The following is a 12,203-nucleotide window of genomic DNA, read 5'->3' on the forward strand; positions in this document are numbered from 1 at the left end:
AAAAAGTTATACCTACTTAACTTATTACACACCTTTATATGCTTGTTTATAGACTTCTTTTAATTCTGAAATCAATGGGAGTTTCGGATTTGCTGGTGTACATTGATCTTCAAATGCTCTTTCCGATAAGACATCCACAACATTTTCAAATGCTTCTTGTTTTACTCCTTGTCCTGCAATACTCATATTAATATTTAATTCTTTTCCAAGGCTGATAATTGCTTGCACAAGAGATTCTACCCCTTCTTCCACTGTACTTGCTGGCAGCCCCAATGTTCTTGCAATATATGCATAACGTTCATCTGCCACAAAATGCTCATATTTTGGGAACAATGCATGTTTTCTCGGCTTAATAGCATTATAGCGGATTACATGCGGCATTAAGATTGCGTTAGCACGTCCATGTGGAATGTGAAATTCTGGTCCAAGCTTATGAGCCAAACTATGATTAATACCAAGAAATGCATTTGCAAAAGCCATACCTGCAATTGCAGAAGCATTATGCATTTTCTCACGTGCTTCTTCATCATTTCCATTTTTATATGCTCTCGGTAAATATTTAAATACTAGATCAATGGCTTTTAAGGCCAATCCATCTGTATAGTCATTTGCCATAATAGACACGTATGCTTCAATTGCATGTGTTAACACATCCATTCCAGTGTCTGCTGTTACATGAGGTGGCACTGTCATTACAAACTGTGGATCAATAATCGCTACATCTGGTGTTAATTCATAATCAGCAAGTGGATATTTTATATTATTTTTTTTATCTGTAATAACCGCGAATGGTGTCACTTCTGACCCTGTTCCTGATGTTGTTGGAATCGCAACAAATTGTGCTTTTTGCCCTAGTATTGGAAATTTACATGTACGTTTTCTAATATCTAAAAACTTTTGTTTGATTCCAAAGAATTTTGTTTCTGGATATTCATAAAATAGCCACATTCCTTTTGCTGCATCCATTGCTGAACCTCCGCCCAATGCAATAATTACATCAGGTTTGAAGCTTCTCATCATCTCAGCACCCTTGAATACTGTTTCATCTGATGGATCTGGTTCTACCTCTGAGAAAACACCTACTTTTACATCATTTAAATGCTGTTGTAAGTAATGTGTAACTGTGTCCACATATCCCAGTTCTACCATTCCTGGATCCGTTACAATGAATGCTCGTGAAATGTTTGGCATCTTAGCTAAATATTGTGTCGCATGTTTTTCAAAAAAAACCTTAGGTGGTAATTTGAACCATTGCATATTATTTTTTCTATTCGCCAAACGCTTTACATTTATTAAATGTGTAGCTGTTACGTTTTGAGAAACAGAATTTTTACCGTATGATCCACAACCTAATGTTAAAGATGGAATAAATGCATTATATATATCACCAATCCCACCTTGTGCTGATGGTGAATTTACAATAAGGCGACAAGCTTTCATTCTTAAACCAAATTGTTTTTGTACTTCTTTATTTGTAGAATGAATAACCGCTGAATGCCCTAAGCCACCTAAATTTAACATTTCTTCACAGTATTTAAATCCTTCTTCTTGTGAATTTGCTTTGATACAAGCTAATACTGGGCTCAATTTTTCACGTGATAGTGGATATTCTGCACCCACTCCCTTAATTTCAGCTACAAGTATTTTTGTATCTTCTGGTACCTTAATGCCTACTAATGATGCAATATAATGTGCTGATTTCCCAACGATATCACTATTTACTGCACATGTATTTTCATTAATAACAAGCTTCTCTAGTTTTATTCTCTCTTCTTCGGTAACAAAATAACAATTGTTGTCTTGCATTTCTTTTTTTACACTATTATAGATTTCTTTATCTACAATGATTGCTTGTTCAGAAGCACAAATCATACCATTATCAAATGTTTTTGATAAAATTAAATCATTTACAGCTCGTTTTACATGTGCTGATTTCTCTAAATAACAAGGTACATTCCCAGGTCCTACTCCTAAGGCCGGTTTCCCTGTAGAATATGCTGATTTCACCATTCCAGCACCCCCGGTTGCAAGAACAAGTGCAACCCCCTCATGGTTCATTAATCTTTTTGTTGCCTCAACAGAAGGTTTTTCGATCCATTGAATGCAATTTTTCGGTGCCCCTGCCTTAATTGCAGCATCTCTTAAAATTTTAGCCGCTGCAACAGAGCATCGCTGAGCAGATGGATGAAAAGCAAAAATAATTGGATTTCTTGTTTTCATTGCAATAATTGCTTTAAACATAGTTGTTGAAGTAGGATTCGTTACTGGTGTCACACCAGCAACTACACCTACTGGTTCGGCAATTTCAATGACTTCTTCATGTGGATCTTCATGAATAATTCCTACAGTCTTATCTTTTTTTATGCTATGCCAAATATATTCAGTCGCAAATATATTTTTTGTACATTTATCCTCATACACACCTCGACCAGTTTCCTCTACCGCCATTTTTGCTAATGGCATATGTTGATCTAATCCAGATAGTGCCATTTCATGAACAATATGATCTACTTGCTCTTGCGTATAAGATTCCATTGCTTTTAGTGCTTCTTTTCCATTTTCAACTAAAGTATTAACAACTTCTTGTACATCATTTTCATCTTTAATTACTACGTTGACCATTGCTTGTACTTCTTTTTCATCTGTCTTTTTTGTCATATTAAAGCCTCCAGATCACTATAAAAATAGATTTAAAATGTTGGAACTTATTGTTTTCATCTTGCCTATTAAGTAAAGTCTTAAAACATGTGAAGTATTTCACAAGTAATGATATGAAATTTTCAACTACTCCCACTATACATGAAATGACTATTTTTTATTGTGTATTTTTTGTGAAGTATTTCACAAATATTTATAATAATTCTAATCGATAATTACTTATTTACACCATCAATATATACAATTACATTCTCAGTTGTATTATTTCTCAATTCAATGTACACTTCAGCATTAAAATACAATATTTGTTGATGCCTTAATATCTCAATTTCATTATCAATTATAACCATTGTTTCACCGAAAACTGCATAGATACATATATCCTTGTTCAAATATTTTGGTATGACAACATTACCTGACGGATTAATGAAAAAAAATGATGGGAATGTATTTTCAGTTTTATTAATAATTGTTTTGAATACATCATCATTTAATCCCATAGGTGTTACATTTTTTAGTTGCATAAATATCACTCCTATTCATGTATAAAAAATTTAATAAAGTATAATAAATTTATACTCTATTTTTACAAACTTATAGCTAGGATCTTGACTTTGCCTATAAGTTTATAACTATTAATTTCCTAAAGCAATAGTAATTCATCTTCTTGTAAAGGACTATTAATTTGTTATAGTATGTAAATCTCTTTGTTGTGATAACTCTACTAAAGAAGACACTTAACACTTATATGTAATTTATCTAGTAGTATTTTATGTGTATAGTAGTTAGAAATTTTTATTAATAAATTTTGAAAACATTAGTATATATAATATAAATTATTTTTTTATTTAAAAATATTTTGTTTGTCCCCATCCTCTCTAAAATATTCCCCCTTTTCTTAAAATCTTATATAAATATATATCTTATATATATTAAAAATATAAAGATAAAACTTTTATAGGTTCATAAAATATAGAATAAAGCCTGCTATGACAATGTTTTTAACATACCCTACTGTAAAAAATCATAAATGGTATGTAATGGGAGTGTAAAAATAGACTTTGTTGTACCATCCTTTCTACATAAAATCATAAAATAATATCACTATTCCTACATAAAAAATGAAGAAAAATAATTCATTGATAAGTATATTTATTCAACCGTAAATAAGAAGATATTCTCGATAGTTGTCCCCAATTTGTAGTTATTTGTACACAATCTATACACAAGGATCATAATTTAATCCACTTAATTCAGTTATTCATATTTAATCACATAAAACTTGATGAATTTTAGTAGATTTACTTATAGAACCTTTATATAGCAACAATAGTATGATATTTTTATTCACAAATGATACTTTTTATAAACATATCCACTAAAAATTTAATTTTTCTTATGATTTTATGTAGAGTAAAATCTCTATTTATATAGGTATTGGATACCTTTTCAAGTTACTATTGTGGAAATTAAGAAGGATGAATAACTTTTATTGTATAGAAGTGCATAAAAAAAGACTCTATTTTCAATAGAATCTTTTAGAAAAGTATATAAATGTATCTAATAGAAAGACTTTGAATGATAGAGCCAACACGAATAGCCCTCTACTTTGATTTTTTTTCAAATATAGAGAGCTGAAAATGATTACATTTCTTCCATTACTTTTAATACCTGTTCAGTTGATGTTACTTGAATTCCAGTACGTATCAGCTTTTCCAAGGCACGTATAAAGGTAATTAAATTTATGCTATCAGGTACTTCAATTACCCTTAGCTTTTCTTTTGGTAATTTATCTATCTTTTCAATGAACAATTCACGTACATCGCTAGGAATAAAGCGTTCCTTATGTCCTTTTATTTTTAGAAGTTCACGCATTTCTATTTCTAAAGCCATATAAGCATTTAGATTTGCACCTTGTTCATAAGCGTATTTTCTAAATAATGTTTCTTCTTGATATCTTAGATAATTACGATGGTAAGATTCCTCTGTAACAGGTACGGCAAATTTGTTCTTTAATAACTCAAATGTTTTACGGAACAGCTTCTTGATGCTTCGGCGAGAGTACATAGAGAAATGCAATCCGAAATCAAATATAGCTTGTTCTTTTTGTTTTGCTGGTACGTGCTGTGTAATAAGAGGATAAATCCCTTCTTTAGCTGCGGTATCAAGAATATGATACTGTGATGTTTGATTTAGTAATTTTTTCAGTGTATACACTAACTTATTTGGATATTTTTCAGTGCGATCAATCATGTCACGCAAACTATGTATTACACTACGAATTTGTCGATGACAAGTATTTTTAAGTACATGAATAAATTTATTCATGTCTCGTGTAAATTCCCCAATATGCATTTCTTGTAGTGTAGATTCAATAAATCGGGCTTTACGGGCATACGTAACCTTTGGAGTAAAAGGATCACGATACTGTAGTTCGCCTGATTCTTTTCCACATAAGAAGTCTGTATGAATAGATAAAAATAAAGTCGTGTATTTTTTCTTGTTTTGAACCCCTTTTTGTAGTTTACAGATTTTGAATAGTGGAGTTCCTGTACAAGGCAATACAGTCGTTAGTTCTTTCATAACTGCACGAATTTGATGTGGATACTTCTTATGTAGAAAGCGGTACATTCCACCAAAGTGAGTCTTATTACCTCTTTCATCCTGTTTGTCTAAAGAACGTTTTAATGTAGTTTCTCTATGCTGTTGCATAGCAATATCTAAGAATAGCTTCTTAGATGCTACTGAAAGTTCAAAGAAAGCTTTTGTAAAGACTACAGGACTAATGTAAACATAAGGATTTGCTTTTTCTGTTTCTTCATTCATAAAATGAGTTATTTTAATTGTGTATCGACTATCTAATTCATTTTCAATCGTAATAATGTTATGTAGGCTTAATTTTTTTAATGCAATATAGAATTGAGAATGCTGTATACATGCCAATTCTTCTTTGTATTGCTTATAGTCTTCCCAAAGCATATGTACTGTTACGTTTGGAATAATACCATTCGTATAGCATTTTTTATGTAGATAAAGGAATACTTCAAGATCTGCATTTGTAATACCGTACAATCTATGTTTTCTTCCCATTGTCTTTGAAATAGTATGACGTGAAAAAGATGGCTTTGCCTGTGCAACAAATCCATCGATATCCGCAATACGTTCTTCATACGACATTTGATTAATAATATCTTCAAGGTATGTATCTTTATAGCTATAGTATTTTCCTTCCAATGCATCAACAAGTGCTTGCCAAGATTTTAATGTAACTATAACCGCATTAGTAGATTGTCCATTTAGACTACGTTGATTACGAATAACAAATGATTTGCTCATCTTTTTCACCTCCTATACAAATTAAAATATACATATCCGTACAATATAAAATATACCGATTTTAATTATAGCAAATCAAAATTCGATGAAATGGGCCCCTTTAAGAGCAAACATGAAAAAATGAAATGTACGTTAATCCCTTTCATATCAAGGGGTTTCGGGTTTTGTTCTATTTTTTTTATGGACATGATATCACTATGGATTTTCATGTTCCGAATAAACAAGAAAATGAGTTATAAACTGCTAATAAACGTTGTTCTAATGGGATTGGAAGCTTATTTTCTCAAAAATATAAGGGACATGATAGGGCTGTAGATTTTCATATTTCTATTTATTACAATTCACATGAAAATCGTTAATAAACATTGATGTTAAAGGGATTTATATGAAATTTGGCATTTATAAAAGGAACATGATACCGCTAGGAGTGATTCATCTTTTCAGATAGAAAGGGACATGATACCGCTATAAATTTTCATGTTTTATAATCCCCTGAAATTTGAGAAGATGTGGTATAAATGTATGGTATATAAGGGATTTAAGAGGTTTTATGAAACACGAAAGGGACATGATACCGCTATAAATTTTCTTGTTTCATACCTTGAATATAGAAGAAACCCTTTTGTATCAAGGATAGAAAAGATTATGAAAAAATATATAGTTTAATTTCATGAAACATTTTAGGCTGGATTTTTTTCATGTTTTAATCAAAAGGGACATGATACCGCTATAAATTTTCACTTTGTATGCAAAATTTAATGAGTTTTACCATATATACAGCGAAACTGTTAAAACATGAATAACCTAGCTTTTTCATGTTTAGTCAAAAGGGACATGATATCGCAAAAGAATTTCATGTTTCAGCTAATCCCTTGAAAAATATTGGTTTTCATATAACGTCTTACCTTTTCCAAATGGATACAGTCTTGTATAATCAGTAAAAGAGGTGGTTATAAGCATACGTGCTAGATTATCACTAAAGGATGGTTGGATAGAACTTACTGTATTCTTTTTTATTTTCATGAATAGGAACATCATAAGGCTATATAGATTTAAGTTTAAATCATTCTCAATTGTAAATTAAATAAGGAGAAGGATGTATATGGATAATGTTCTACAATTGTTTAAAGATGCATTAGTAATATCAGCACCTATCTATAAACATAATGAACAATTGTGGTATAAATGGAATGCTTATTACTTAGAAGTTAAAGAAGATACTAGTAGGATCGTAACTTCGGACTATTTTTCCCCATCATTTTCAATGCTTGTACAGTGGCTTGAACAGCAACAAAAAAAGGGAATCTCCTCTTTGGAAATATTCACCAACATAGAAGCTTACCAAATTGAAATTGATGTGGCGATAGGATTATTTGTGGAGCAAGAGTTTTCAAGAGCTAACAATGAAACCGTGCAGGAACCAAAGGAATCTAATACAAGTTTAGAGCACGAGAATTACTATGAAGTGAATAATTCTGCGGTTTATTATAAATTAAGAGATGGTATAGCAAAGAATCAATTTGAAGAAGATGAAAATACAAAGTTGAAATCTTATCCAATTGAAACGAAAGATAGTAGTGGAGTTGCACAACTTTCTTCACATAAAGATGAAGATTTAAGATTAATAAATATTGAAGAAGCTGCTCGTTGGAATACATTGGTTGATGGTGTAATGAGTAATATGGATGATTTAACTGCTGACTGTTTAGATGCAATTACTATCCAATGGTTAAATGAGGCAAAGTCCCCTGATGAATTCATAGACTTTTCATATAATCAGGTATTAGAAATGTGTAGTATACCTAAAGCAAAGGCTAATAACACAGAATATTATCGAGCAGAAGATAAAATAAAGGTTGCCAAACGAATTGCTGCCTTAGCAAGTATTTTTATCTATTTAAATGATGATAATGAGGTAGTTGTATTAAATGATCGAGCTGAAGCAGGTAAACATTATGAAGTAAAGCGAGAAGTTATTAAAAGGCTTTTTGTATTAGATTCTGTGGTACTCTGGAGAGATACTAACACTAACGAATATATGGGGATAGAATCTTGCAGGATTAAGCCAGGGAGCTTCTTATCAAGTTATTTATATGGTTCTAGTAGTACAACGGCACTATTATCAAAAAAAGCGTTAGAATATAATAGTTATAGACATAAATATCATAAGAGATTGATTCGTTATTTAACTTGGCAATGGAGAATTCGTCAAATGTTCTCTAGCTTAAAAAGGCCTTACTCTATAGGAGGAGATAAGGGATTACTGGCTGTCATGGGTATAAATCAAAATCAAAAGCCAAATCGTATTCGTGAACAGTTAGAAAATGTTCTTATTGATTTAGAGAAGGAAAAGGTAATATCACATTGGGAGTACAGTGAAGATTTAAAAGAGGAAATGTTAACAAAGAAGAATTGGTTTAAGAACTATTATGCTCAGTTAGGTATAATAATTTTACCGCCGAAAGAATTAATGAATTCAATAGAAAAAATAGTGAAGAAAAAAACAGTAGAGATCATACAAGAAGAGTCTCCTGTGAAAATAGAAAATAACACTTTAGATGTTGATGAGTATGAAAATTCAATTAGAGAAAAAATATCATACTTCCATATGAATAAAAATATTACAATGCGAGAACTTTCAAAAGAAATAGGTATATCACAACCTACCCTTTCTAGGTTTTATAATAAGAAAACAAAACGCCTTTCAGGCACGGCTAAAGATAAATTAAATCAGTGGTACAAAAGACAAATTATTATTGATAAGATGTAGAAAAAGCTTAAATTTATGATAAAAAGAGTCCCTATTTTAGGGACTCTTTTTATCATGGATTTATAACGCTAGTTACCAAATAAATTGGCCGTATCCAGATCTTCATATTCATCTTTTAGTACTGCTTTTTCAGTTGTTGATTCATTTTCTATATGTGTATCTTTAGAAGTAGAATTCTTTTCAGTAGATGAGATTATTCTATTTGAATCGGCTATCTCTTCTTCATTTGCTTGGCTTTCTTTTTGAATAGTAAGGTTTGAATTATTTAAAAGTATACGCTTAACATCATTTAAAAAGTCTTTATCTTGAAGTAAAATTTCTTTTTGCATTTGTTGCTGTATCTTATAATCAGCCACGTCTTGTAAACCGTGTTTATCAATAAAATAGCAAACAAGTTTATACAAAGAATCGGCTATATTGCTTTGTGACTCGAACCATTTAAAGAATTCTTCATTCTCAATCTTCTTGAGGTTCCAGAAGAAGGATTCTCTTTTTTTGTCGGACATACTATTTCACCTTTTTTCGAGAAAGAATTTTCTTGATAATTTGCATCCCCTTAGCATTCATGTCTACAGCGTATTTCTCTGGAATCCACAATAAGTACATTCCAACTCGCTCACAATACTCTAATAATTGATTATATAATTCATCTTTAAAAGTAATACTTCCCCCACCATACACACATAAAACTTCAGCTTCACTGGCTGTATTGTTTACATATTTTTCATCTGTATCTTCTAGGATTAGTTCAGCTTGTTCCACTTTTGTAATATTAAAGTGGGTTGTTGCCTCTTCATGGTATTTATGATCTATATCTTGAAGAATTTGAGAGAATTGTTGGCGTTTAATGTTTGTGCCACGTTCTTGATTTAATAATTTTACAGCTTCTTCTGTAGCATGACCGACACCACGTCTTTCACCGCTACAAGCATCAATTACTGGGTTCACGCCAACTGTATAGATATACTCAGTTGTTCCATCCCCAATATCAGAATGTAGAATCTTTTTGTTTTTAAAGAAAGAGCCGTCAATTTTTTTGATTTCAAGTTTTTTTGCATATAGTTTAGTGAAATCAGTAAACATCTCCTCTTCCCCTTCAAGAATTGCAAATAACGGAGGAACACCCTCTTGTGTAATGTTTGCACTATTAAATGTTAAGCTAACCGTTACCTGCTCTTCTCCTACATAAACCACTACAACATGATTTGAATTAGTAAAACGCTGTTCTAAATGTTTAGCGTTTACGGGTGTCCATTGGCTTGCTGGGATAGCTGAAATAAGGTCGACAGTCACATTGATTGATTGTGGTAGTTCTTCTGTGCGTTCCCATTCAAGTTGAACTGATTTGTTTGCAATTAATCCTAGCATATTAATTAGAGGCAAATCATCATTGTATTTTTGACCGACTTTAATGTTCATGTTTTTAGGATTTTTCCCTGTTAACATCGCTCGATTACCAATGAAATACATTCCGGATCTTCGAATTGATTTACTAGCAATATTCACGAACATATTATCTACTAAATTAACTACGTTTTTTTGGATGTTTGTCTCTGTAACATTAGGCATTGAGTAAACACTTTGATATACATTTTTCATTTTTATGTATTCACCATTGATGTAACCTTTAAATGAATCGTTCCCAATATCACCTTCTATGTCTATATGAAGAGTTTTGCCTTTTAAACTTGCCATTATACATCACCTCTATGAAATTTATTTCTAATTTATATCTAATAAATATATTATAACCTATAAAACCTTTAATAACAAGGGTTTTATAAGGTTTATGAATAAAAAATATAATTAAGATATAAAATAGATATAAAATAAATATAAATTAGATAATAAATCGAGATGTGTTGGGTTATTTCGGGATATTTCTGATCTTTTGTATTTTTAGATATATATTAGATATCTAAAAAATATACATAAAATATAAAAGGCGTTATTGGTGGGAGGAATACGTTTGTCGAAGATGCCTTTTAAAATATCATGTTGTTTCTATGGTTTATGGATAGACTATTGATGATATATTTTGGGGATCCAAGGGATATCTAGTGGAATGAGGTATACATTTTAATCAGGGGAAAGAAAATTAGAATGCAAATAAGATTAATTACGAATATGACTTATACATACTTGAATAGTTAAAATGGTTAGCCGAATAAACGTTATAAAGGTGTTATTTCAGTGTTTGATATTATGTGAACGCTAGGCGTTATTAATGCGTTAAACCCCTCTATATCAATGATTTCAATGTTTTTTATAAACCAATAGCTGATAAAAGAAATGAGATTGGAAGATTAGATGTTTTTTGGTGTAGTAACGCATTGAAAGACGGTTTTAAACTGAGATCTTTATTATAGTAAGTTTGTTTTTGGCTATTTTGATGATAACTATAACTAAAAGACTAAAAAGTAGTATGCAAATTAACTCTCTACATATCAAGTTACAATATGTATTTTTGTTGTATATGTTCTATTTGTATTTGCAGCACTCCTTTAAAAGAATAGAGAATCTATGAAATTTGATTCGAATATAAAAATTAAACAGGATTAATTACAGATTCATATATATTTGCTAAACAAACGTTATTATGGTGTTTATCTGGCGAACTTAGCAGATGAACACTAGGCGTTTTTAAAGCGTTAAACATTGTAATAGCAACATTTAAAGGTGGTTTTAAAGAGAAAATGGTTTACGTAATGATAAAACCTATAAATTTATTTTTCGAGCTCAATAATAAAAAAAGTAGTTTATATAGGCTGTAAAGAATTTCAATTGAAGTATTTCTATATAAAAAATCACATAGATATCAAAGTAGTCTCTACATACATACTTAAATCATAGTGGCAATATAAAGCTATGTTGAAAAGGTGTTTTTTAGGAGGTTCATTGGTAACATACTTTGAAAAATAAAACTACTTTCTGAAGCAACTAATATAATATGATTTGGGATTGGATATATATCTAGGGTGTTAATCGGTTTACATACTTTTACTGTTTATAGTAGGAATGTAGTAAGTGATTCTCCGTGAACGCTATGCGTTCACGGAGAATCACAGGAATGCTGGCTTAAAGTTTAAAAGTAAGATATTTAAATAGATAGTGAATAACCTTTAGTGCTCTTGTTTTATTTTTGAAATTAACTCTAAATTTTTATGGTAAGACATCAAATTTTTTAACCAAAATTATATATTTAAGTTTCTTAAGTTACATTAAATACAATAGTTTTATTATATGAACGTTTTAGAAGTGTTATTTAGGCGTTGTTATTTTGTAATGGGGCCTACTTGAATCAATTTTTAGTTGCATATTTACATATTAATTAATTCGATGTTTTTGATGGATAGAGCAGAAGCTTCGGTAAAGAGATAATATGAGTGTAATTTAAAAGAATCTTCTTTTTTATATAAGGAGATTCAAGATAGAAATC

At 30.6% G+C, this 12,203-nt stretch carries 6 protein-coding genes; 1 reads left to right on the forward strand and 5 read right to left on the reverse strand.

All coding sequences use genetic code 11. The features are described 5' to 3' along the window. Positions 1-24: 24 nt before the first annotated feature. The 3 genes from adhE to DOS87_RS18130 form a co-directional block, all read right to left on the reverse strand. Positions 25-2,622, reverse strand: coding sequence for a bifunctional acetaldehyde-CoA/alcohol dehydrogenase (gene adhE / locus DOS87_RS18120; protein WP_208730389.1), 2,598 nt, complete (start codon positions 2,620-2,622; stop codon positions 25-27). A gap of 251 nt (positions 2,623-2,873) precedes the next feature. Further along, complete coding sequence (locus DOS87_RS18125) at positions 2,874-3,182, reverse strand: hypothetical protein (RefSeq protein WP_001176238.1); 309 nt, start codon at positions 3,180-3,182, stop codon at positions 2,874-2,876. A gap of 1,120 nt (positions 3,183-4,302) precedes the next feature. Beyond that, positions 4,303-5,994 carry a hypothetical protein gene (locus DOS87_RS18130; RefSeq protein ID WP_208730097.1) on the reverse strand — a complete coding sequence of 564 codons (1,692 nt, stop codon included), beginning with the start codon at positions 5,992-5,994 and terminating at the stop codon, positions 4,303-4,305. Between the two features lie 1,102 nt (positions 5,995-7,096). Between DOS87_RS18130 and DOS87_RS18135 the strand changes: the two genes are divergently transcribed. Continuing rightward, entirely contained in the window at positions 7,097-8,764 is a 1,668-nt protein-coding gene (locus DOS87_RS18135) for a helix-turn-helix domain-containing protein (RefSeq protein ID WP_000370965.1), read from the forward strand. A gap of 68 nt (positions 8,765-8,832) precedes the next feature. Here the strand turns inward: DOS87_RS18135 and DOS87_RS18140 are convergent, their stop codons facing one another. Together DOS87_RS18140 and DOS87_RS18145 are read right to left on the reverse strand one after the other, a co-directional pair. Beyond that, entirely contained in the window at positions 8,833-9,270 is a 438-nt protein-coding gene (locus DOS87_RS18140; protein WP_001280893.1) for a hypothetical protein, read from the reverse strand. A gap of 1 nt (position 9,271) precedes the next feature. Continuing rightward, the gene (locus DOS87_RS18145; protein WP_000157615.1) at positions 9,272-10,459 is read right to left on the reverse strand and encodes a ParM/StbA family protein; all 1,188 of its coding nucleotides are present in this window, start codon (positions 10,457-10,459) and stop codon (positions 9,272-9,274) included. Positions 10,460-12,203: the final 1,744 nt, after the last annotated feature.

Origin of the sequence: Bacillus sp. CR71 (assembly GCF_003429245.1) — a bacterium.
In the GTDB taxonomy this organism is placed as follows: Bacteria; Bacillota; Bacilli; order Bacillales; family Bacillaceae_G; genus Bacillus_A; species Bacillus_A thuringiensis_S.